The sequence below is a fragment of the Streptosporangium sp. NPDC006930 genome (assembly GCF_040635605.1).
Taxonomy (GTDB): Bacteria; Actinomycetota; Actinomycetes; order Streptosporangiales; family Streptosporangiaceae; genus Streptosporangium.
In genome coordinates this window covers 98492-121309 of sequence record NZ_JBEYID010000006.1, presented here as the reverse complement: position 1 = coordinate 121309, position 22818 = coordinate 98492, and the positions used below count along the sequence as shown (strand labels likewise).

General features: G+C 68.0%; 18 protein-coding genes. 11 read left to right on the top strand and 7 right to left on the bottom strand.

Annotated elements, in window-relative coordinates; all coding sequences use genetic code 11:
- Positions 1-161 precede the first annotated feature (161 nt).
- On the top strand, positions 162-1205 hold the full coding sequence (locus ABZ664_RS13010; protein ID WP_362507593.1) for an ankyrin repeat domain-containing protein: 1044 nt from the start codon (positions 162-164) through the stop codon (positions 1203-1205).
- A gap of 214 nt (positions 1206-1419) precedes the next feature.
- Positions 1420-2796 carry a xylan 1,4-beta-xylosidase gene (locus tag ABZ664_RS13005; RefSeq protein WP_362507590.1) on the top strand — a complete coding sequence of 459 codons (1377 nt, stop codon included), beginning with the start codon at positions 1420-1422 and terminating at the stop codon, positions 2794-2796.
- 146 nt (positions 2797-2942) lie between these two features.
- Here ABZ664_RS13005 and ABZ664_RS13000 read toward each other — a convergent pair whose 3' ends face one another.
- Positions 2943-4322 (bottom strand): serine hydrolase domain-containing protein, encoded by a 1380-nt coding sequence (locus ABZ664_RS13000; protein WP_362508252.1) that lies wholly within the window; start codon positions 4320-4322, stop codon positions 2943-2945.
- 258 nt (positions 4323-4580) lie between these two features.
- Here ABZ664_RS13000 and ABZ664_RS12995 point away from each other — a divergent pair, with 258 nt between their 5' ends.
- Positions 4581-4778, top strand: a complete 198-nt coding sequence (locus ABZ664_RS12995; RefSeq protein WP_362507587.1) for a hypothetical protein — start codon at positions 4581-4583, stop codon at positions 4776-4778.
- A gap of 48 nt (positions 4779-4826) precedes the next feature.
- Here ABZ664_RS12995 and ABZ664_RS12990 read toward each other — a convergent pair whose 3' ends face one another.
- Positions 4827-5972: an epoxide hydrolase family protein gene (locus ABZ664_RS12990; protein ID WP_362507584.1), complete on the bottom strand. Its 1146-nt coding sequence runs from the start codon at positions 5970-5972 to the stop codon at positions 4827-4829.
- 62 nt (positions 5973-6034) lie between these two features.
- Here ABZ664_RS12990 and ABZ664_RS12985 point away from each other — a divergent pair, with 62 nt between their 5' ends.
- The 3 genes from ABZ664_RS12985 (at position 6035) to pglX (ending at position 15537) form a co-directional block, all read left to right on the top strand.
- Positions 6035-6988, top strand: coding sequence for a transcriptional regulator (locus ABZ664_RS12985; RefSeq protein ID WP_362507581.1), 954 nt, complete (start codon positions 6035-6037; stop codon positions 6986-6988).
- A gap of 114 nt (positions 6989-7102) precedes the next feature.
- On the top strand, positions 7103-11614 hold the full coding sequence (pglW, locus tag ABZ664_RS12980; protein WP_362507579.1) for a BREX system serine/threonine kinase PglW: 4512 nt from the start codon (positions 7103-7105) through the stop codon (positions 11612-11614).
- Positions 11611-15537, top strand: a complete 3927-nt coding sequence (gene pglX / locus ABZ664_RS12975; protein WP_362507576.1) for a BREX-2 system adenine-specific DNA-methyltransferase PglX — start codon at positions 11611-11613, stop codon at positions 15535-15537. Before pglW ends, pglX begins: the two co-directional genes overlap by 4 nt.
- A gap of 81 nt (positions 15538-15618) precedes the next feature.
- Here pglX and ABZ664_RS12970 read toward each other — a convergent pair whose 3' ends face one another.
- From ABZ664_RS12970 to ABZ664_RS12960, 3 genes are all read right to left on the bottom strand, one after another.
- Positions 15619-15831, bottom strand: coding sequence for a DUF397 domain-containing protein (locus ABZ664_RS12970; protein WP_362507573.1), 213 nt, complete (start codon positions 15829-15831; stop codon positions 15619-15621).
- Between the two features lie 88 nt (positions 15832-15919).
- Positions 15920-16132, bottom strand: coding sequence for a DUF397 domain-containing protein (locus ABZ664_RS12965; protein ID WP_362507570.1), 213 nt, complete (start codon positions 16130-16132; stop codon positions 15920-15922).
- On the bottom strand, positions 16123-16944 hold the full coding sequence (locus ABZ664_RS12960) for a helix-turn-helix transcriptional regulator (RefSeq protein WP_362507567.1): 822 nt from the start codon (positions 16942-16944) through the stop codon (positions 16123-16125). Before ABZ664_RS12960 ends, ABZ664_RS12965 begins: the two co-directional genes overlap by 10 nt.
- 483 nt (positions 16945-17427) lie before the next feature.
- On the opposite strand from ABZ664_RS12960, the gene ABZ664_RS12955 reads away from it, so the two are divergent.
- The 4 genes from ABZ664_RS12955 to ABZ664_RS12940 all read left to right on the top strand — a co-directional run bounded on the left by ABZ664_RS12955 (position 17428) and on the right by ABZ664_RS12940 (position 20250).
- Positions 17428-17853: a hypothetical protein gene (locus tag ABZ664_RS12955; RefSeq protein WP_362507564.1), complete on the top strand. Its 426-nt coding sequence runs from the start codon at positions 17428-17430 to the stop codon at positions 17851-17853.
- The gene (locus ABZ664_RS12950) at positions 17850-18575 is read left to right on the top strand and encodes an ATP-binding protein (RefSeq protein WP_362507561.1); all 726 of its coding nucleotides are present in this window, start codon (positions 17850-17852) and stop codon (positions 18573-18575) included. Before ABZ664_RS12955 ends, ABZ664_RS12950 begins: the two co-directional genes overlap by 4 nt.
- A gap of 197 nt (positions 18576-18772) precedes the next feature.
- Positions 18773-19438 (top strand): NUDIX domain-containing protein, encoded by a 666-nt coding sequence (locus tag ABZ664_RS12945; protein WP_362507558.1) that lies wholly within the window; start codon positions 18773-18775, stop codon positions 19436-19438.
- Between the two features lie 41 nt (positions 19439-19479).
- On the top strand, positions 19480-20250 hold the full coding sequence (locus ABZ664_RS12940; RefSeq protein WP_362507555.1) for an SIR2 family protein: 771 nt from the start codon (positions 19480-19482) through the stop codon (positions 20248-20250).
- Here ABZ664_RS12940 and ABZ664_RS12935 read toward each other — a convergent pair.
- The gene (locus ABZ664_RS12935) at positions 20245-21423 is read right to left on the bottom strand and encodes a hypothetical protein (protein ID WP_362508249.1); all 1179 of its coding nucleotides are present in this window, start codon (positions 21421-21423) and stop codon (positions 20245-20247) included. The two genes, ABZ664_RS12940 and ABZ664_RS12935, sit on opposite strands and share 6 nt — an antisense overlap.
- Here ABZ664_RS12935 and ABZ664_RS12930 point away from each other — a divergent pair.
- Positions 21337-21597, top strand: coding sequence for a hypothetical protein (locus ABZ664_RS12930; protein ID WP_362508279.1), 261 nt, complete (start codon positions 21337-21339; stop codon positions 21595-21597). The two genes, ABZ664_RS12935 and ABZ664_RS12930, sit on opposite strands and share 87 nt — an antisense overlap.
- Positions 21598-21768: 171 nt before the next feature.
- Here the strand turns inward: ABZ664_RS12930 and ABZ664_RS12925 are convergent, their stop codons facing one another.
- Positions 21769-22782 (bottom strand): queuosine salvage family protein, encoded by a 1014-nt coding sequence (locus ABZ664_RS12925; protein ID WP_362507552.1) that lies wholly within the window; start codon positions 22780-22782, stop codon positions 21769-21771.
- Between the last annotated feature and the right edge of the window lie 36 nt (positions 22783-22818).

Below are 22818 nucleotides of genomic sequence, written 5' to 3'. Positions count from 1 at the left end.
TTCGCTGGGCCGCACCTCGACTATGGTGGAGTCCACGGCGCTGGGGGCGCCTCCGGGTTCGCGGGCAGGACAGAGTCCACCTCACCGCAGCACAGCACTCAGTACGCCGACGATCTCCTATCGGCCCGGTACGCGGACCACCGGCTCGCCAGGGAGACGTCATGCCCCAGCTTCCCGACCGCCCCGACCTCGCCCAGCTGCGCCGCCAGGCCAAAGAGCTACTACGCGCGGCCCAAGCCGGCCAGGACGCCGCGAGTGCGCGCCTCGCCTCCATCACCGAGACTCCAACGCTGAACGCTGCCCAGCTGGCGATCGCCCGCAGCTACGGTTTTGCCGGCTGGGCGAAGCTGAAGACCGAGGTCGAGCGGCGCGACATTCTCAACCAGCGGGACCTGGCCCGGCTGCGGGCGCTGCTGGCCGCACACCCCGAGCAGGCGAAGCAGAGCCTGCGCAACTGGTGCGACCACCCCCGCGGGGCCAGCCCACTCGGCTACATCGCGATGCTGCGCTTCGACGCCACCCGTCGCGGCCTCGACGGGCCGCTGCCCCGCACCGGCGCCACCGCCCGCGCGCTGATCGAGGCCGGCGCGCCCGTGGACGGCGAGCCCGGCGAGCCGGAGACCCCCCTGATCACCGCGGCCAGCTACGGTGACGCCGAGGTCGCCGCCGTCCTCATCGAAGCGGGAGCCGACCTGGAGGCCACCGCCGCACCGCACGCGGGCGGCGTCCCGGGCGGCACCGCGCTGCTGCACGCGGCCGTCTTCGGCATGACCGACGTCCTGGACGTCCTGCTGGCGGCCGGCGCCCGTATCACCGGGCTCAGCGAGGCCGCCGCGGCCGGAGACGTGGAGGACTGGCTGCGGGCCGACACCCCGCCGGACGACCGCGTCCGCGCGCTGGCGATGGCCGCTGACCACCAGCGGCTGACGGTGATCGACCAGCTGCTGGAGGCGGGCACCCCGATCGACGCCGAAGACCTCCTCTACCGGCGCCAGGCGCTGCGCCTGGCCGCCTGCAACGGCCGAGCGGCCAGCGTGGAGCACCTGCTGCGGCGCGGCGCCGACCCGCACCTGCGCGACCCGGTCGAGCACCGCACGGCGCTGGAATGGTGCCGCCACTCCCGCCCGCACCCCGGCGCCGGCCCCGGCCATCACCAGGCCGAAGCCCTGCTGGAGGCCGCCCAGCACCACCGGCACGAGAAGTAGGACGATGGCGACCCGGGACCCGTCTCCGCGCCTCCAGCCGGCCGGTGTGACGAGACGGTCGGCGTCCCGCCCGCGAAGTCGGAGCCCGCGGAGGATGTTTCCGCAGGTTGGCCGGGATGCTTAACCCACGCACGGCATTCCTGTACGACGCTCTTACATCGCCTGTGGAACCCTCGGCGTGAAGCGGATGTCGAAGATCGGGCAGGATGTTCAGGTGCCAGCAGACAGCGGGAGATCCACAGGGCGACGTCCCGGCCGGGTGATCGCCATGGCGGTGGCCGTCGCGACGGCGCTGGTGGCGGCGGGGTGCTCCTCCACCGACACCGCCGACGAGGCGGTCCCCGTCGTACGGCAGTCCGCCACCCCACCCGCGGTGCTCGACACCGCGATCGGGAAGGCGCCGCCGGTCGACCCCGGGTGGCCCCGCTGGGGGCTCACCCACACGGGGGTGAGCGCCAACAACGTCACCGAGCAGTTCGAGCGGGTCGTGGCCGGGACGCTCGCCAGAACCCCGATGCTGCAGAACCAGCACATCATGGGATTCGGAGCGCTCAACCCCCAGCCCCGCCCGAAAGAGTTCTACTGGGAGGACCTCGACAGCAGGACGAACCTCATGAGGCTGTCCGGCGGCACGCAGATCATGACGCTCTGCTGCGCCCCCGACTGGATGAAGGGCGGACCAGAGGGCCCGACCACGGACGTGGGCTGGAGCGAGCACCTGGAGGACGCCCCCTACCCCAAGCACTTCGACGACTTCGCCAAGCTGTCGGCGGCCGTCGCCACCAAGTATCGCGACGTCAAGTACTTCATGGTCTGGAACGAGTTCAAGGGCTTCTGGAAGGACCACTCCAAGCCCGCGGACTTCAAGGGATACACCGAGCTCTACAACAAGGTCTACGACGCGGTGAAGGCGGTCCGGCCCGACGCCATGGTCGGCGGTCCCTATCTCGGCTTCGACAGCAACAGGACAGGAAAATCCGAGCTGCGGGGGCCGTGGGGGGTCGTCAACCAGAACGCCCTGGACGCCTTCGAATACTGGTTCAAGAACAAGAAGGGCGCCGACTTCGTCGTGGTCGACGGCGCCTCGCTCACCGACGCCCACGAGATGCTGCCCGACGCGTTCGGCGCGCTGGGCAAGTTCAGCGCGGTCACCACCTGGCTGCGCGAGAAGACCGGCGACATGCCGGTCTGGTGGTCGGAGTGGTACTTCGTTCCCGAGGACAAGACCACCTGGCCCGAGCCGATGCGGCTCGCCGTCCAGGCCGCCTCGATGATCGAGTTCGCGAAGAGCGGTGCCGCCACGGCGCTGTACTGGAATCCGCAGACCAAGGAGGGCGCCTGCCAGGGGTGCATGTGGGACCCGCGGACCGGCGCCGAACTGCCGACCGGCAAACTCATCGCCGACTTCACCACCTGGTTCCCCGCCGGAGCCGAACTGGAGCCCGTCACCTCCTCCGACCCCGGCGTCCGGGTGCTCGCGCAGCCTCGGCGGCTGCTGATGGTCAACACCGTCGACGCGAAGATCACCACGACCGTGGACGGCAGGTCGTTCACCCTGCTCCCCCACGAGATCAAGTGGAGCGACCGCTAGTACTGTCATGCTCATTCGGCGTAGTTGTGCCGGCGCACGGTGGGATACCGGGCATGCAGGGTTTCGATGTCCAGGAAACCAGTCGCCCATCGATGATCGATCAGAGTCCGAACCGGACCGACACCTGAGAGCCCAGCTGATGTCACCTACGCGACGTCGGGCCGTGTCATCAGCGGCGACCGCAAATGCAACGCCAGACCAGGTCCGGTCAGGGGCACGATGTTCCACGTCGCGACCGCTGTGCCCGCGTCGGCGTCGACCACCAGCCGGACCCGGTGCGGGGTGGTGATGAGGTAAAGGTCGGCGACGAACGTGTCGCCCTGCCAGGCGCCGGCCGCGACGACGGGGCGGCCGAGCGGTGAGCTTTCCCGCCATCGGCCGTGGCCGACCTCGACGTCGAGGGACGACCCGATTCCCAGGAGCCACCCACCGTCCACGGGATGGACGGTCACCGTGGTCGCATCGGGCAGGGCCGAGTCTTCGGCGGAGGCGTCGAGCCTCGCCCTGACAGAACGCTCCGGGGCGGCCGAGCCCGGCACTGGCGCGAGTGACAGCCCCCGCAGCCGATCGGTGAGGATCTCATCGTCGCGGGTGCTTCCCGCGCCGTCCATGCCGGGCAGCAGGCACTCCCACAAGGCGTCGAACACGGCTTGTGCCTGCGTATTGGCGCCAGTCACGACGACCACGAGATCGTGCGACGGGACGACCACGCAGAGCTGGCCGAAGGAGCCGTCACCGTGGTAACCGTGACGCGACATCCAGAACTGGTAGCCGTAACCGCGAAGGTAGTCGGCGTTCCCCGACCCGTCTTCGAATGGCAGGGTGTCAATGTGCCGTCTGGTCGCGAGCCGCACCCATTCGCGCGGGACGAGCCGCCGATCGCCCCACAGGCCGCCGCGCAGCAGCAGTTCGCCGAAGGCGGCGACGGCCTCGGTCGTGAGATGCAGCCCGTGGAATCCGAAGGCGGCACCACTGGCCACCCGGTCCCATTCGGCGTGCTCGACGCCCATCGGCGCGAAAAGGCGCTCATCGAGAAATTCCGGCAGGCCGCGGCCGGTGACCCGTTCCACCATCCGGGCCAGGACGAAGGTGGTCGGGTTGTCGTAGGCGTGCCGTGTTCCCTCGGCTTCGGGAAACGGTACGCGCAAGAAGCCCTTCACCAGGTCGTGCGGTTCCAGTCGCCAGGCCTCGGCGAGGCTGTCGGTGCGGTGTCCGGTCGTCATGGACAGCAGGTGGTGAACGGTGAGGCGGCGTGCCTGCTCGGAGATGTCGGCCGGGACGTGGTCGGGCAACACCTCCACCACCCGATCGTCCAGCGAGAGCAGACCGTCGGCGATCGCGAGCCCCACGGCGACCGAGGTGAACGACTTGGTCAGCGAGTAGAGAAGGTGCGGGCGCTCGGCCGAGTACGGTGCCCACCAGCCTTCGGCGACGACGTGACCGCGGCGTACGACCATGATGGAGTGACACTCAACGGATCGTGCCTCTAGCCGGTCCAGCAACGCGGTGATCGAACGGGATGACATCCCCGAGGCGGCCGGTGTCGACCGTGGCAGCAAGACGCGTTGAGCAGGCATCCCGGCACCCTAACAAGGCTCCATAAACCATTGCATCTTATATAAGGCCAGGTCATTCGTCTGGAACTGGGCCGCCCCGGCAAAGTTGGAGACTGGATCGCTTGGGTCTCGATCGCCAGGCCGGTGCCGGCGGTTGATCGGTGGAACGTCTCCTCGTACTCGGCCGGAGGAACGTTCCCGCGGTGACGTTTTCTCAGTGAGTTTCAATTGATCCGGCGATGCTCGAAGTGGACAAGGACGAGGGCGGCGCGCACGAGGTCGCCGAGCCGGCTAGACGAGGTCAAGATCGATGACTGGCTCGGCGCTCCCGGCGGCCCCGCCCGTCTGGGCCGCCCACCCAAACTGACCGATGCCGAACTGCTCACCGTGGCCCTCGCCCAGGCCCTGCTCGGTATCCGCTCCTAGCCTTCGGACGTCGCCCGGAGCACCGGCGGCCGGACACATTCCGTATCGTCAGCGGACCTTACGGAAGAACGTCCGGACGTCGTCGACCAGCAGGTCGGGGGCCTCCATCGCGGCGAAGTGGCCGCCCCGGTCGAACTCCGACCAGTGGATCACGTTGTGCTCGCGTTCGGCGACACGCCGGATCCCGCCGTCGCCGGGGAAGACCGCGACCCCGTGCGCGATCTCCGAACGCTCGACCGGCGTCCCCCACTGTGCCGAGCCCTCCTTGTAGAGCCGGGCGGACGAGGCGGCGGTGCGGGTCAGCCAGTAGATCGTCACGTCGGTGAGCATCTGGTCACGGTCGACCGCCTCCTCAGGCAGGTCGTGCGCGGGGTCGGTCCACTCCTTGAACTTCTCCACGATCCAGGCCAGCTGGGCGGCGGGGGAATCGTGCAGGCCGAAGGCGACGGTCTGCGGCCGGGTGGCCTGGAGGATCGCGTAGCCGGAGCGGTCGTTGTCGGCGTAGATCATCATGCGGGCCTGCTCGGTCTCGGTGAGGCCCTCCATCTCGGCCGGGTCGAAGGTCGGGAAGCCGAGCGCGCCGTTGACGTGCACGCCGACCACCCGGTCGGGAGCGACGCGGCCGAGCTCCGGGGAGACGACCGAGCCACTGTCGCCGCCCTGGGCGCCGTAGCGCTCGTATCCGAGGCGGCTCATCAGCTCGGCCCACGCGCGAGCGACCCGGTGCAGGTCCCAGCCGGTCTCGCGGGTCGGGCCGGAGAAGGCGAAGCCGGGTATGGACGGGGCGACGACGTGGAAGGCGTCGGCGGGGTCGCCGCCGTGTGCGCGGGGGTCGGTGAGCGGGCCGATCACCTTCGTGAACTCGACGATCGAGCCGGGCCAGCCGTGGGTGAGGACGAGCGGCAGCGCGTCCGGCTCGGGGGACCGCACGTGCAGGAAGTGGATGTTCTGGCCGTCGATCTCGGTGGTGAACTGCGGGTACTCGTTGAGCGCCGCCTCGTGCTTTCGCCAGTCGTACCCGCTGCGCCAGTACTCGGCCAGTTCCCGCACGTACGAGACCGGGATGCCGTACGACCAGCCGACGCCGGGCAGCTCGTCGGGCCAGAGGGTGCGCGCCAGCCGGTCGTGCAGGTCGTCGAGCGCGGACTGCGGGATATCGATGCGAAACGGAGCGATCTCCGTGGTGAACGTCATGGTGATCACGCTAGGGAGGGGTTAGGACAGGACCGGTCCTAGGAGTACGGCAATCTGGGGGCATGTTGGAGACATCGGCCCGGTTGCTCAGACTGCTCTCGCTCCTGCAGACCCATCGGGAGTGGGCGGGCGCGGAACTGGCGGAGCGGCTCGGCGTGACCACGCGAACCGTACGCCGTGACGTCGGGCGGCTGCGCGAGCTGGGCTATCCCGTGCACGCCACCGCGGGCGCGCCCGGCTACCGGCTCGGCGCGGGCACGGACCTGCCGCCGCTGCTGCTGGACGACGACGAGGCGGTGGCGGTCGCGGTGGGGCTGCGAACGGCGGCCGGGAGCTCGGTGTCGGGGATCGAGGAGACCTCCGTGCGGGCGCTGGCCAAGCTGGAGCAGGTGCTGCCGTCCCGGCTCCGGCAGCGCGTGCACGCGCTGCGGTCGATGACCGTGCCGATGGGACGGGCGGGTTCGGCGGTGGACCCGGCGTCCCTGAGCGCGATCGCCGCCGCCTGCCGCGACCACGAGACCCTGCGGTTCGACTACCGGACGCACGACAGGCAGGAGAGCGTCCGCGCCGCCGAGCCCTACCGGCTCGTCCATTCGGGGCGGCACTGGTATCTGCTGGGCTGGGACACCGGCCGGGCCGGCTGGCGCACCTATCGGATCGACCGCCTGAGCCTGCGGACGCCGAACGGGCCGCGATTCGTGCCTCGCGACCCGCCCGACCCCGACCTGGCGGCCTACATGTCCCGGTCGATCTCCAGCGCGCCCTATCGGTACCAGGGTCGTTTCACGATGTACGCTCCGGCCGAGGTCGTCGCCGAGCACATGCCGGCCACGATGGGAGCGATCGAGCCGATCGACGAGCGGTCCTGCACGTTGTCCAGCGGCTCGAACGACCTCGACGAGCTCGCCGTCTGGGTCGCGCTGATGGACATCGGCTTCGAGGTGCACGAGCCGCCCGAGCTCGTCGACCGCATCCGCGCCCTCTCCACCCGCCTCGCCGCCGCCACCCCCACCTGATGGGAGTCGGCTCACTGTAAGCAGCCCGTTATCGAAGTCCCCCGGCTCGGCGGGGTCCGCGATCTACCCTGGTGCACAGCCACGCAGACCCCCACTGCCTTGGAGATCCTTAACGTGCTAGAAGGCCGTTGGACCACGATCACGCCTTCCCAGTACCAGCACGAGCGCGAGGCCCTGGAACACGTCCGCTCGGGGCTGCCCGACATGGATCCGTACCGTGCCTGGTCGAACTTCACCTTCACCGCCAACACCGGGCACGTCCGCGAGGTCGACCTGTTCGTGGCCGCGCCCGCCGGGCTCTTCCTCATCGAGATCAAGAGCCTGCACGGGCGGCTCGGCGCGAGCGGCGCCAACTGGGTACAGACGACCGGCAGCCGCACCCGCTATTTCGACAACCCGCTGCACCTGGCCGACTCCAAGGCCAAGCAGCTCAAGTCGCTGCTGCAGCAGGCCGCCGGGCACCGGGTGCGGATCCCCTACATCCACGCCGCCGTCTTCCTCTCCGTGCCCTCACTGGAGGTGGAGCTGCCCGACCAGCACCTCACCGGGGTCTACGGGCCGGAGAACGGCCGGCTGCCGAAGATCCTGTCGGACCTGCTCACGGCGGCACCCCGCGACCAGCGCCGCCGCATCACCCCGGAGATCTCCCGGCCGCTCGGCGGCTGGCTGCACAAGGTGGGGATCGCCAAGAGCCGCTCCCACCTCCAGGTGGGAGCCTGGGAGCTGGAGCCGCGCCCGTTCGACGCCGGGCCCACCTGGGAAGACCACCTGGCCACGCACCGCGACATCGACGCAGAGAAACGCCGCATCCGCATCTACCTGGTCGAGCGCAACGCCGACGAGGACATGCGGGCCAGCATGGGCCGGGCGGCCCGCCGCGAGGTGCTGGCCCTGCACGGCATCAGTCACCCGGGCATCGTGCGGGTCGACACCCTGGAGCAGCACGAGATGGGCCCGGCGCTCATCTTCCGGCACGACCCGCGCGCCATGCGCCTGGACCACTACATCGGCGAGTACGGCCCGCGCCTCGACCTGCTCACCCGGCTCAACCTGATCCGCCAGCTCGTCGAGGCGGTGTCGTACGCCCACGGGCGGCACCTGCATCACCGGGCGCTGTCGGCGCGCAGCGTGCTGGTCACGCCGGGCCGCGCGCCCAGGGACGCGCGGGAGCAGGGCTGGCTCAACCCGCAGCTCCAGATCAGCGACTGGCAGACCGCCACCCGGGGTGAGGGCACCGACGGCTCGACCCCGGGGATGAGTTCCAGCAGCCATGTCGGCCAGCACATGGAGGCGTCCGCCCAGGCGTACCTGGCCCCGGAGCTGAACACGCCGAGCCCCGACCCGGTGGCGCTCGACGTGTTCGGCCTGGGCACCCTGTCCTACCTGCTGCTCACCGGCCTGCCCCCGAGCGACCGTCGGGCCGACCTCCTGGCCCGGCTGTCGAAGGAGAACGGCCTGCGCCCCTCGACGGTCGCCGACTCGGTGACCGGGTTCATGGACGAGCTGGTCCAGGCCGCCACCGCACCGGTGCCCGTACAGCGGCTGACCAGCGTGGCCGAGTTCCTGGAGATGTTGGAGGTCGTCGAGGACGAGGCGACCGCCCCCGAGTCGGTGCACCCCGCCGACGAGCAGCCGGGAGACGACCTCGATCCGCTGGAGGCCAGGCAGGGCGACGTGATCGGCGGCGAGTGGCGGGTGGAGAAGCGGCTCGGCACCGGCTCCACCTCCCGTGCCCTGCTGGTGACGAACCTGCGGAGCGAGAAGCTGGAGGTGCTCAAGGTCGCCCTGTCGGACGAGAAGGCGGCGAGGCTGGACCACGAGGCGTCGGTGCTGCGCGACCTGCGCGACGACTCGCGCGTCATCAAGCTGGTCCGCCCCGAGCCGGTCCGGATCGGCGACCGTACCTGCATCGTGCTGGAACACGCGGGCGAGCACACCGTCGCCCGCAAGATCCGCGAGCAGGGCGCGCTCACCCCCGACGAGCTGGAGACCTACAGCGACTACCTGTTCGGCGCGCTGGACTTCCTGGAGGGCGAGGGCGTCACCCACCGCGACATCAAGCCGGACAACATCGCGATCAGGGTCCGCCCGAACCGTACCCGCCAGCTCGTCCTCTTCGACTTCTCGCTGGCCGGCATCTCGGTCAGGGAGATCGAGGCGGGCACCCCGTACTACCTCGACCCCTTCCTCGGTACGGCGAAGCGGACCGTCTACGACGCGCACGCCGAGCGGTACGCGCTCGCGGTGACCCTGCACCAGATGGCCTCCGGTGAGCTGCCGGCCTGGGGCGACAACGCGACCGAGCCCCGTTACACCGAGGGCCCGCCCACCCTGGCCGCCGAGGCGTTCGACCCGTCCGTCAGGGAGGGGCTGGTCGAGTTCTTCCTGCGGGCGCTGCACCGCGAGGCACGGCAGCGGTTCGAGTCGCTCAAAGACATGCGCAACGCCTGGTTCCAGGTGTTCCGGCGCTCGGACGCGGTGCCGCCGGTGGGTTCCGGGCACCCGGGCGACCTGCCCGCCGAGGAGGTCACCGCGGAGGAGGCGCGGGACGCCGCCGCGCTGGCCGCCACCCGCGCGACCGTGCTGGAGACCGCCGGGCTGACCTCCCGCGCGGTGTCGACGGCGCACCGGCTGGGCGCCACCACGGTCGGCGACCTGCTGAGCCTCCCTTCCAAGACCCTGTTCACCCTCCCCGGTCTCGGCGCCAAGACCCGCCAGGAGCTCCAGCGCCGGATCCGTGACTGGCGGACCCGGCTCGACGAGAGCGAGCCGATCACCACCGGCGAGCGGGTCGCCGCCCGCGAGGAGGCCGCCGCGCTGGACGGCGACGACGAGGTGGTGCTCAGCCGGATCGGCCTGGACACCGTCGCCGCCCTGCTCGTCCCCGAACGGCACAAGAACGGCCGCAACGCGGGCGAGGTGGAGGCCATCCGGCTGCTGCTGGGGCTGCCCGACTCCACCGGTGCGCTGCCCGGCCTTCCGCCGTGGCCGCGTCAGGAGGCGGTGGCCACGGCGGTCTCGGTGACGAGGGGCCGGGTCGCCCAGATGCTCACCCGGCAACGCGACCGGTGGTACACGGAACCGGTGATCCGCAGCGTCCGGGACGAGGTGCTGGAGCTTCTCGCCCAGAGCGGCCGGGTGATGGCGGTGGCCGAGCTGGCCGAGGCGGTCCTCGCCGCCCGGGGTTCCAGCCGCACCGATCCGGCGCTGCGCCGGGCGCTCGCCCTGGCCGCCGTACGGGCGGCGGTGGAGATCGACCCGGTCGTGAAGGAGCCCGAGGAGCCCCGGCTGCTGCTCCGCCGCCACGACGACCGCCACGGTGACCACAGCGGTGACCGCCGCGGTGACCGGCAGGGCGAACGGGCGGGTGACCGGCTGATGGTGGCGCTGGAGGTCGGGGCGGACGACTCCCCCGACACCCCGGCGGCCACGGCACTGCTCGACTACGCCGACGCGCTGGGCGAGGCGGCCGACCGGCTGGCCGCCCAGGAGGTGCTGCCGACCTCGGCGGCGGTCCTTCGCGAGCTGCGGGCGGTACCCGTTCCCGGCCAGGCCCCGGTGCTGGAGGACCGCCGCCTGGTCCAACTCGCCGCCGCGGCCTCGCTGCGGGCCGCGGCCACCTCCCGGCTGGAGATCTATCCGCGCGATCTGGACCCGGTGCGGGCGCTCCGGCTCACCCAGGCGGGCGTGATACCGCTCGGCGGGGGCGACGGGCATCCCACGGGGCTCAGACCCGAGCAGGTACGCGAACGGGTGCGGGCCCGTTTCCCCGCGCTCGCCCCGCTTCCCGGCCATCCGCGCCTGGACACGCTGCTCCGCGACGCCGGTTTCGACATCCGCTGGCGGGACGGCCGGTACGTCCCGCCGCAGTCGCCGGACTCGGTCTCCGGCACGGTCATCCGGCGCCGGTCCACCCGCACCGGGGCGTCGCGCTGGACGGCGGCCACCCCCGAGCTGGCCGAGGCGCTCCGCACCGAGGAGCGGCTCACCTCGGCCGGGCAGGGCGGCTTCCGCGCGCTGACCGTGGGCCTGACCGGGTACGAGCGGGGCCGCCGTGAGCTGATCGGCCGCTTCGCCGCCCTGCCGGTGAACGTGACCGGCCTCTTCGTCGCGGCACTGCACGAGCTGATCGATCCCCGGCCGCTGCCGACGTGGCAGACCGTGCTCGGTGCCGACCTGGCCGAGCCGGGCAGCAGGGGCGCGCTCAAGCTCGCCGAGTACGCCCGCGACGCCTGGGCACTGGTCGCTCCGCGCCTGGACGCGCTGCTGTCGGACACCCCGTTCCCCGACGCCCCGCCTCCGCCGACCTCGAATCCGGATTCCGGGCGTCGAGAGGCCGGGCACGCCGGTCCTGGGCCCTCCGGCTCCGGGCGCGCCGCGGGCCCGCTGTTGCTGCACGACGCCGCTGCCGCCGCCAGGTACGACGGGCTGGGGGTGATCCGGCGCCTCGCCGGCCGGGCACGGGCCGGTGGGTCGCCGATCTGGCTGCTCTGCCCGATGACCGACCCGAACCGCTCGCCGAACCTGGACGGGGCGCTGACCCCGGCCCAGCTGCCGAACGAGTGGATCAAGCTGCCCGACGCCTGGGTGGCCAACCAGCACCGAAGTGGAGCGAGAGCGTCGTGATCGACCGCAAGGCACTGCTGGCCGACCTGCAGAAGCAGGTCAGGGCACTGGAGAAGGACCTGCGGGACCAGGTGGAGACCGCCTCGGAGATCGTCGGCACCGGTGACGGCACGGCGAGGAGGGTCCGCGACCGGCTGGACGCCGAGTACCGGCTCGCGTTCCGGCTGGGCCGTACGGCGGCGACCTGGGCCGCGTGGCGGGACGAGCGGGTCACCCAGGCCGCGGCGGCCTGGGTGCTCGGCACGGTCTTCGTCCGGTTCTGCGAGGACAACGGGCTGCTGACCTCGCCATACCTCGCCGGTCCCTCGCCCGAGCGGATGGTGCTCGCCGAGGAGGCGCAGGAGGAGTTCTTCCGGGTCAACCCGGCCGAGACCGACCGGGGCTGGCTGCTCGCCGCGTTCGCCGAGATCGCGGACTCCCAGGCCGGCGCGCTGCTCTTCGACCGCAGGCACAACCCGCTCTACCAGATCCCGATCTCGCACGACGCGGCCAAGGAGCTGATCGGCTTCTGGCGACGGCGCGGCGAGGACGGGGTGCTCGTCCACTCCCTCGCCACCGAGGACTGGGACACCCGCTTCCTCGGCGACCTCTACCAGGACCTGTCCGAGGCGGCCCGCAAGACGTACGCGCTGCTGCAGACCCCGGAGTTCGTCGAGGAGTTCATCCTCGACTACACGCTCACCCCCGCGATCGCCGAGTTCGGCCACGACGAGATCCGGATGATCGACCCCACCTGCGGGTCCGGTCACTTCGTGCTGGGCGCCTTCCACCGGCTGCTGGACGAGTGGACCCGGCACGCGCCGATGCGGGACAGGCGCGAGCTGGTACGGCTGGCGCTGAAGGCGGTCCACGGGGTGGACCTCAACCCGTTCGCCATCGCGGTCGCCCGCTTCCGGCTGTTCATCGCGGCGCTGCGGGCCTCGGGCTTCACCACCCTCGCCGAGGCTCGAAGCTACGAGTTCCCGCTGAACCTCGCCATCGGCGACTCGTTGATCAAGGCCCGCCAGCTCGCGCTGCCCACCATGGAGTCCGACGCCGCGATCCTGCACGGGGTCAGCGAACAGGGCAGGCTCTTCGCCGCCGCCAACGAACAGGGTGACCTTTTCTCACAGACCTACGAGGAAGAGGTCGCCGACCTCCCGAGAGACGAACTGGCCGAGTTCGCGTATGCCACTGAGGACGTCCACGAGTTCCCGGGCATTTTAAGGGAAGGCAGCTATCACGTCGTGGTTGGCAATCCGCCCTACATTACAGTTGGAGACAAAAAGCTCAGCAAACTGTACAAAGACCTGTATGACACATGCTCGGGCGAGTATTCCCTTTCCATTCCATTCATGCAGCGCTTCTTCGACTTGGCTCAACGCCAAGGCCCAGACGGCCGCAGCGCGGGATACGCCGGCCAAATTACAGCCAACTCGTTCATGAAGCGCGAGTTCGGCGAAAGGCTCGCAAAAGATTTTTTGCCCGACAGGGTTGAATTGACTCATGTCATAGACACTTCAGGCTCTTATATTCCAGGACACGGAACACCCACTGTCATTATAGTAGGTCGGCGAGCCAGCAAAAGCCGTCGATCGACCGTTAGATCTGTTAGATCCGTGAACGGCGAACCAGGAGCGCCGGAAGTCGCTAGCAAAGGTTTAGTGTGGCGCGCAATTGTTGATCAAATTGAGGAGCCAGGATCATCCAGCGAATGGGTTAGCGTCGGTGACCTAGACAAGAAAAGATACTTTCGTCGCTTTCCGTGGATTCTTCAAGATGGAGGTCTAGAACTTATAGAACTCCTAGAGAGTGCATCGCGGAAGCGACTGGGAAAACTGGTCGCGAGGATCGGATTCTTCGGGGACACGCACGCAGACGAGGCATTCAGTCTACCTAAAAGAATCACTAACATCGCAGCCGAAGAAGAATTTATGGCGATCCGGACCAGCCGAGGAGACGACGTCCGCGACTGGGTGATCAACGACCATGAGTACATAATATTTCCTTATGACGACCAGAAGGAGCTAATTAGCTCTAAAGACTTTCCGGCACAGCTTAATTACCGTCTTTGGCCCTACAGAGCAGTACTGGAAGGGCGGACCATCGGAAGCGGATCAACCTACCAAAAAAAAGGGAAAGCTTGGTGGTCTTGGCACCAACTCCCCAAAGACAGTGACACGCATGAATGGTCCCTCCCGTTTGCGTGGGTCGTAACTAACAACCAGTGGACACTAGACCGCACCGGTCAAGCATTTTATCGGTCCGTTCCCGTGATCAAGCTCAGCAAGAAGGCCACTGAAGAAGAGCACGTGGAGTTATTGGCGATCCTCAACAGCTCTACCACCTGTTTTTGGCTCAAGCAAGTTAGCCAACCCAAAGGCGGGAGTGGCATTGGGAGGGGCGTGCAGGACGAGGCTTGGGAAAACCGGTTTGAGTTTACGGGAACAAAGCTGGAAGAATTTCCAATTCCACCTATACCGCCAGTGGAACACGGGCGATTGCTGGATGTCCTAGCTCAACAACTTTCTTCAGTAAGTCCAGATAAGGTAGCGGCAAAAACACCGACTCGGGAGCGGTTAAGGCTCGCACGCGATGAGTGGCATTCAATCCGAGCGCAGATGATCGCTTCCCAGGAGGAGTTGGACTGGAAGGTCTACTCGCTCTACGGGTTGCTGGACGACGAGATGGCCGCTCCGGCGGAGGTCGTGCCGAAGTTGAAGCTTGGCGAACGTGCCTTTGAGATCGTGCTGGCTCGGAAGATGGCGCGAGGGGAAGCAGAGACGCAGTGGTTCGTGCGGCATGGTTCGACGCCGATCACCGAGTTGCCCGAGCACTGGTCGGCCGAGTACAAGGCCGTGGTGGAGAAGCGGATCGCGCTGATCGAGACGGATCGGAACATCGGGCTGATCGAGCGGCCCGAGTGCAAGCGCCGCTGGGCCACCGAGGGATGGGACTCCCTCCAGGCGAAGGCCCTGCGCAACTGGCTGCTGGATCGGTGTGAGGCGCGGGAGCTCTGGTTCCACTATCTGGACGGGATGGAGCAGCCTCGGATGCTCAGCACCGCGCAGCTCGCCGACCTGCTCCGGCCCGATGTGGACTTCGTCTCGGTCGCCGAGCTGTACGCCCCCGGCAAGGACCTGGAGAAGGTGGTCGCCGAGCTGGTCGCCGACGAGCATGTCCCCTACCTCTCGCAGCTCCGTTACAAGGACTCCGGCCTGAGCAAGCGCGCCGACTGGGAGGACGTCTGGGATCGGCAGCGCCGGGAGGACGCGGCCCAGGCCGTCGCGGACACGGCCAGGCAGGCGGCCGAGGAGCAGCACAAGGTCATCGACGAGATCGAGAAAACCGAGCGCGAGCGGGCAGCGGACGAAAGGGCGGGCGAGGGAGCGGAGCGCGAGGCGAGCGGGGTCGCGAGCGAGACGGAGCGGGAGCGGGCCGCCGCCGAGTGGGCCAGGCTCAAGGCCGAGCAGGCCAGGGCCGAGGCGGAGGTGAAGAGAATCCGGGACGCGATTCCGGTGCCGCCGAAGTACGGTTCGGGTGACTTCCTCAAGGTCTCGTACTGGCGTAACCGCGGCAAGCTCGACGTGCCGAAGGAGCGGTTCATCTCCTACCCGCACGCGGGCCGCGACGACGACCTGGTGCTCGGCTGGGCCGGCTGGGACCACAAGGAGCAGGCTCAGGCTCTCGCCACCGTCATCGTCGACCGGGAGCAGAACCACGGCTGGGGCGCCGACCGGCTGACCCCGCTGCTCGCCGGGCTTCGCGAGGTGCTGCCCTGGGTGCGCCAGTGGCACGACGAGTTCGACTACGTCTACGGCGCCAGCCCTGCCGACATCTACGAAGGCTTCCTCACCCAGACCCGCGACCGCCTGCACCTCGGCGACGACGACCTCACCACCTGGCGCCCCCCGAAGACGACCCGCCCTCGCAAGCAGCCCTGACCAGGCTCACGGGAGATGAGACATCGGTACCTCTCGTCCGCCGGCCACGGCCGAGAGTCCTCCCATGTTTCGCAGGTGTAGTTAGAAGTCGAACTCGCCCTTCTTGGCCCCGTCCACGAACGCGTCCCACACGCTCGCACTCACCACGAACGGCGCCCGCTCCGGAGCCTCGGTGTCCCGCAGCCCCACCCGACCACCCGACAACGGAGCCACCTCCAGGCAGTCACCCTGATTGGACCCGCTCTTGGTCGCCTTACGCCAGGCCGCGCTCTTCAGCTCATCACTCAGGTTCACGGTCTCTCCGCCTCTCCACTGCGGATAACGGTGCACGGGGAAGCTCCCAGCAACGACCGGGAGCTTCCCCTACGGCAGGGAGCGAGGATCAGAAGTCGAACTCGCCCTTCTTGGCCCCGTCCACGAAGGCGTCCCACACACTCGCACTCACCACGAACGGCGCCCGCTCGGGGGCCTCGGTATCCCGCAGCCCCACCCGACCACCCGACAACGGAGCCACCTCCAGGCAGTCACCCTGATTGGACCCGCTCTTGGTCGCCTTACGCCAGGCCGCGGTCCTCAGTTCTTCGCTCAGGTCCATGATTTCTCTGCCTCTCTAATCAACGCGATGGACAGATGCTGAGGTTGCGCCTCAGCTCGCAGGGCGTCGTATCTGCTGTGTATAGCTTCAACGTCTTCCGGGCGATCTGTCACGTGACCGTCGGTCGCAGAATCGATATATACCGTATCCGCGCTTCCCGGGAGATGTGCGATCACGAATCCGCCGAGAATCCCTGTCGTCACCCCCAGTTCTGTGGGAACGACCTGGATACCGATTCGCGGGGACTCTACCGCCTCCACGAGACGTTCGAGTTGGCGACGCATGACCTCCTTGCCACCGATAGGACGATGAAAAACATTTTCATCCAATATCGCACGAAACAACGGCGAGTTGGCGCGAGTGAAGATTTCCTGCCGCTCCATGCGAGCGACGACAGCCTTCTCTACCTGCTTGTCAGTTATGCCGGGCTCTCCGCGAATAACCGCTCGCGCGTATTCCTCTGTTTGGAGGAGTCCTGGAACGACGAGCGGTTGCCAGGTGTGCAGCGTGTGCGCCTCCTGCTCGATGTCCAGCCACCCCCGGAACCACCGAGGGCTCGCCGAGCGGGTGACGTGCTCCCAGAGCCGGACGAGCTCCCCGCCCGCGCCCACGGCCTCGTCGTAGTGCTCCATGAAGCTCCGGCCTGCCCTGCGCTGCCCTCGCTCGATGAAGCCGATCAGACTCGCGCTGAAAGGGATGACCTCCGCCAGGCGCTCTATGGAGACGCCGGTTCTATTTCGGTATTTGCGAAGTTCGGCCCCCAAAAGAACCAGAGGCTTTGCAGAAGGGTCGGGTTCATAGAAAGCGGACATTTCAGCTCCGTCCTGTGGGGGCGCTACTCCGCCAACACAAAAAAACACAGTCCACTACAAAGTGTCCTGGAGGTGTGTAGGGAGTTTCGATACCCAACGTAGCCGGTCGAGGGCACCCTGTGAAGAGAACGGAAGGCGCGAGAAAACCATCGGATAAGCCCTCTTACCACATGCACCAAAAGACCTCGGCAAACCTGTCGCCAAAATAACGGGCTATGTCCGGAAAAGAAGGCGAGAAATGACGCCGAGGTGCCGGATCATGCGACATCGACAGGTAGTTCACGCATCCGCCGGATACAGACCTGTCACCACTCAGCAAGCCCTGACCGGACGGCCGGAAGTCGCCTGACGCAGGGATGAACGCCGGGGCAACACCGCTCCCGCCCCGGAAACACAGTCCTCACCCCAGAAACGAAAGCGGGACCCGCCACGGCATCGCACGCCGGGACGAGCCCCTCGACCGGACAGTGGAGGTCCGATCTGATGCATCACCCTAGAGGAAACCCCCGCCCCATCAGGGTCCGTTGGCACGCGGACCGGCCGCCGATGCCGCTCGGTTGCCGCTGGTGCGGTCATCCCCCGTACGCGCACGAGGCCGCCAGCCTGCCGCACCGCGCCCACCACCACTGGGAGCAGCCCACCCCCGCGCAGGTCCACGCCCGGATGACCGTCCGCCGCCGCCTCAACCTCTCCAGCCGCCCACCCGTCTCAACGCCCATCCGCACGATCCCCGGCCCCACACCTCCCGTCGTTTCCCCGGTGCGGCTCCCGGAGGTCTCCCCCGGCCGACACCGGCGGCCTGAGTCGTCCGGCGTCACGGTCGCCGCGGTGCCGTACCGGCGAGGACGGCCGCCGGGTCCCCGCACCCCCGGCAAGCACACCCCGTACCGACAGGGGGCGGCGGTATGAACGGACGCGAGCCACAGCCGCAGCCCCGGCAGGGCGGGAGGCACCGGCGCGGGGCCGTCACCGAGCGGGTCTGCTCCCGCCCCTGGGATCCGGCAGAACGCGCCGCCGCCGAGCAGCTCGACCAGATCGAGCCCGCCTGGATCGTCTGGTACGGCACCGGCACCCGGGACTTCCACGCCGTCGCCGTCTGGCCCGTCGCCGAACCCCTGATCGTGCGGGCCCGCACCGCCGACGAGCTACGCGCCCTGATGCGTGAGGCCGAAGACACCACACCGCCGTCCCGAGGAGAGGCCATGCCCGAGACCCCTGACACACCGCACCCCACGGACGACCCGCGCACCGTCTACTGGGACCTGCCGCACGACCTGCCGATCGTCGGCAAGGCCCGCGCCATGGCGAGCGAGACCCTCGCCGCCTGGGCGCTGCACCACCTCGTCGACGACGCCGTCCTGGTGGTCGGCGAACTGCTCGCCAACGCGATCGTCCACGGCGAGCCCGTGGTCCGGCTCTCCCTGTGGGCCGACGCCGACGAGTTCCAGATCCAGGTCACCGACCGGGGCCCCGGACAGCCCCGCCACCTCACCCTGGACCCCGAGTCCCTGCACGGCCGCGGGCTGGCCATCGTCAAGGCCCTCGCCCACGACACCGGCGTCACCCCCCTCCCCAACCGTCCAGGCAAAACCGTCTGGGCCCGCTGGCGTCTCTCCGTCGGCGACCGCTGAGAGCGCGGCCCCGAGCCCGAACGACCTCCGCCCGCCCGGCCGGCCCGCCGCGGCCCGCCGGGGCCGATCGCGGTCACCTACGCCTGGGCGGAGAGGCGCACGAATACCGACCGACACATAAGACATCTCTACCTATTAACCAATAAATGCGACAGCGTTTGATCTCGCACAACGAGGCCATGATGTATCATCGGCCGATGACCGAAACGGTTGATCTTGTAAATGGCGAAGGGCACGTGGTCAAGCGAGCAGTTCCGCGCCAGGACGCCGGTCGTTACGAAGGTCTTTATCTCTCGATTGTCATCGTGGTCATATTCAACGGAATCGGCCAGATACTCATTCATCGACGCTCCCTGTCCAAGGATGTGAATCCGGGGGACATCGACCATGTCTGCGGTGCGGTGGTCTCCGGAGAGACCCCTCACCAGGCCGCACACCGGGAGACCCGCGAAGAGCTCGGAGTCTCACTGCACAGCCTTCACGTGCTGCACCGGGGAATCAATCCATACGATCGTTACCGATATCTGTTCATAGGCGAGACGAACGAGAGTCCGCGTCGGGACGAAATAGATCCGGCAGAGGTCGATTGGGTGGGTTATGAGCATCCGGCGGCGCTCATCGCCAAACGAGAGTCGGGCGAGCTCACCTTCATCGACGGTTTCTTCGACGATCTGGACGTCGCGCTGCGATTCTTCGCCGAGCGTCGTGCCCCGCAGGCCGTTCCCGTGCCCGGAGCGCTCGACTCCCGTCCGTCCTCTTCCATCCGGACGCGTGACGGTGCGACACGGTGGGGGGCGCCGGACGTCACGGCCCCGTCGATCGTGCACGACCGCCTCCACAACGATGTGTTCACCGGTCGTTGAAGGGCCGTCTGCTCGAAGGGGCGGCTGGTTACACTTGGGCCGTGATCCCGCCCATCCCGTTGGAACTCGTCGAATCGGTCCAGAGCGGGGATGTGGTCGCTTTCTGTGGTGCGGGACTTTCCGCCCTCGGCGGCCTGCCCACCGGATCCCAGCTGGCACGCGCCCTCGCCTCCCGCCTGGACGATTTCGACGGCAACCCCGATGATCTGACGGAGGTTTCCACCACCTACTCCGCCCTGCGGGGGAGACACGCTCTCCTGTCATTTCTTCTCGATCGTGTCGAGCATGTGCCGGCCGCCCCCACCGGCACGCATCGCACACTGTGCGGGCAGCCGTTCGCCGCCTTCGTCTCGACGAACTGGGATCATTTCATCGAGCAGTCGCTCAGCTCACTGGGCATCGCGCACAGCGTGGTCGTCACCGACAGCGAGTTGCCCTTCATCCGTTCCGGGTCGGTGCCGGTGCTGAAGATCCACGGAACGCTGACCCGGCCGGACACGATCGTGGTCACCGATCGCGACTACTACGACCTGTTCTCCGTCCAGCCGGGAATCGCATCGGTGCTCAACGGCTACTTCGCCACGAAGACGCTGCTGTTCCTGGGCTACGGACTGAACGACCCCGATTTCAAGCGGCTCTACTACACGCTCGGCCGCCGCTTCGGCCCGCTGCAGCGGCGCGCCTACGCGGTTCAACTGCGTCCTGCCGCGACGGCCGTGAGCGTCTGGCACGAACAGCGGCTCGATGTCATCGACCGGGACGCGAAGGACTTCGCCGCCGAACTCGCCAGGGCGACCGGACTGCCGTCATAGGACGAACCCCGCGGAGTTTCGTGGCACGTCCGCGGGGTGAAGAAACGCGGACACGGCGTTGGTCAGCATGAAGGCGTCCTCGGAAAGCGCGATCATGCCCGTCCGCTCCTCCAGCACTCCTGACCGGCAGAGACGGCGCGTCTTGTCCCGAAGCTCCCCGAGCCGGAGGCTCTCCACGGCACCCGCCTCCACCAGGGGCACGGGCGTCCCCGAGCGAAGCCCCACGATGATCCGGCGGATCTCGACATCCTCGGCCGTCAGCCGGAACACCGTGTTCAACCGATCGTCGATCTCCGTCCAGGAGACGTGAGGCGCCGACAACACCCGTTTGTAGCCGTCGACGTCCCGTCCGCGCTGGACGAACCCACCCGGCAGGAAGGAGTAACTGCCCGAACCGAAGCCCAGGTGGCGAAACTCCCTGCACCTGTGCACCGTCCAGCGGTGCCGGTGCTCCTCGCCGCGGACGAACGTGGTCCCCGCCCCCGGAACGTAGCCCATGCCGTAAAGCCCCTGCTGGATCGTCCAGAGTGCTTCGATCACCGCGTCGGCACTCGGCATCTCATACTGCCTGCGCCGCAGCACGGGGATCTCCTCCACGTCCCACAGCTGGTAGACGCTCACACTCGGAAGTGAGAACCCCAGCTCTCGAAGGTCGTGGACAGCCTCCAGGATCTCCATGGCCTGGCCCGCCACCGTGCACTCCTCCCGCGGGTAGCCCAGGATGAAGTCGACGTTGTAACTGGGAAGAAGGCCGTCCGCGGCCCTCAGCAGCTCGATGACCGCCTGCTTCGTGCTACCGCGTCCCATTCTTCGCAGCGCGTGGTCTCTCCACGCCTGTACGCCGACGCTGATCCTGGTAATGGGCAGGCGGGTCCGCGTGGCGAGTGCCCCCAGGAACGAGGTCCAGTAGGCGGCATCACGACCGGCGTCGGGGGCACACTCGATCGTGGCCTCCACCGGTACGCCCCGCGGCGCGAACACGGCGGCCCGGTCAAGGAGCCTGTTCAGCTGCTCGACCCGCAGAACGCTCGGCGTCCCGCCTCCGATGTAGAGGGCGGACATCCGCGGAGACCCCAGAGTCCCGAGGTGGTCACCGAACTCGCCCAATTCCCTGAGCAGCGCCGAAAGGTAGCTCTCCAGTTCCTCGTCGTCACGAAGGAGACTCCTGTGCAGGCTACAGAAATTGCAGTTGATCCGGCAGAAGGGAATATGCAGGTACATGCTGAAGTCGGCGAACTCACCGAGGACACGGCGGTCAAGGCCCCCCGGGGTGCTCAGTTTGCGAGCGAAATAGGGAGGAGGGTAGGTGTAGGTGAAATTGTGGAACGACGGAGCGACGGCCGATGAGATTTCGCGCAGTTGATCTCTATGCCACAACCGATTCTCCGCTCAGGGCTCCTGAACATCAATCGTCGCCCGCGGGCTGTGTGGCGTCAAGGGCGTATGGAGACCGGTAACCGGAGAAAAACGGAAGGGATTCCCTGGCGAACGTGAGAGTCATCTCCGGCCACAGACCGCTCAATAGTTTTCGGTGGCCACCACCGGTTCCCAGAGATCACGAGATCGCGCGTCCGACTTTCCCGGACACCAGCTCTCGAAGACACACCGATTCGGGGTGGGGAACGCCAGGTAGGAGTGAAAGGAGTCGTTCTCGACCTGTCGGCTCACGCAGAGCGGGGCGTTCCTGCAGCAGCTGCGAGCGTGTGCCCACAGCAGCACGTCGAAATCAAACATGGGCATACCCGCGAGCCCCGGCAACTCGCTGCACACCCGCATCGAAACCTCCCGGACGACCGTTTCCACGGCGGGGCTCACCGTTTGCTGGTCGCGGAGCCGACGGGCGATGTCGTCGTCCAGAACCGTGATGCAGCCCGTACGGAGCAGGATTCGCATCCGGTGGTAGTCGATCATCGGCAGAATATTGTGCTGATCCGCTATCTTCCATCGGCCGGAGAAGTGAACGGTCATCAGGAAGGCACTGCTCTTTTTGTGCAGGGGATCCCGGAAGGCGGACAGCCGCGCCAACAGGGCGTAGACGCCGCTGTCACCGCCGACGGTGTGCTCGGCCTCCTCAAGCAGGAGACTCACGCTGCCCTCGAAGGCACGCAGCAATTCCGATGAGGTGGTGCGGAGTATCTCCGCACGTCGGGACAGGTCGGCGAGCTTGACCTCCGCCTTTTCCGCATGCTCGACGAGGATGGCCGTGAGCCCGGCCTCCGTGATGTCCTCCATCGCCTCGGGGCTCAGCGTTCCCGGGCTCTCGGCCGCCTGCCGGGTGAAGGCCCTGAGCAGAAAGTCCCAGCCCTTGTAGTAGTGTCCCGAGAAATATCCCGCCAGGCCGCCCTTCGTGGCGTGGCATATGGCGGACGCCCATAGATACGCCAGAAAGGCGGTCTCGTCCTCGACCTCCACCCGCGGGGTCAGCTGCGCGGAGAAGTCCGCGGCCAGCGGTAGCCGCCCGAGAGTTCGGGCCAGGAGCCTGATCCTGTTCTCATCGATGACGACAGTGCCCGTCTCCATTGCATGCGCCATGAGTGGCCTCCCAGTTCACGCTAGGCTGATTCCGGA

Coding starts and splice junctions, on each gene's coding strand:
- ABZ664_RS12945 (WP_362507558.1), top strand. CDS start 18,773: ATGACCGAAACGGTTGATCTTGTAAATGGCGAAGGGCACGTGGTCAAG.
- ABZ664_RS12985 (WP_362507581.1), top strand. CDS start 6,035: ATGTTGGAGACATCGGCCCGGTTGCTCAGACTGCTCTCGCTCCTGCAG.
- ABZ664_RS12955 (WP_362507564.1), top strand. CDS start 17,428: ATGCATCACCCTAGAGGAAACCCCCGCCCCATCAGGGTCCGTTGGCAC.
- ABZ664_RS12965 (WP_362507570.1), bottom strand. CDS start 16,132: ATGGACCTGAGCGAAGAACTGAGGACCGCGGCCTGGCGTAAGGCGACC.
- ABZ664_RS13000 (WP_362508252.1), bottom strand. CDS start 4,322: ATGTCATCCCGTTCGATCACCGCGTTGCTGGACCGGCTAGAGGCACGA.
- ABZ664_RS12960 (WP_362507567.1), bottom strand. CDS start 16,944: ATGTCCGCTTTCTATGAACCCGACCCTTCTGCAAAGCCTCTGGTTCTT.
- ABZ664_RS12925 (WP_362507552.1), bottom strand. CDS start 22,782: ATGGCGCATGCAATGGAGACGGGCACTGTCGTCATCGATGAGAACAGG.
- ABZ664_RS13010 (WP_362507593.1), top strand. CDS start 162: ATGCCCCAGCTTCCCGACCGCCCCGACCTCGCCCAGCTGCGCCGCCAG.
- ABZ664_RS12950 (WP_362507561.1), top strand. CDS start 17,850: ATGAACGGACGCGAGCCACAGCCGCAGCCCCGGCAGGGCGGGAGGCAC.
- ABZ664_RS12990 (WP_362507584.1), bottom strand. CDS start 5,972: ATGACGTTCACCACGGAGATCGCTCCGTTTCGCATCGATATCCCGCAG.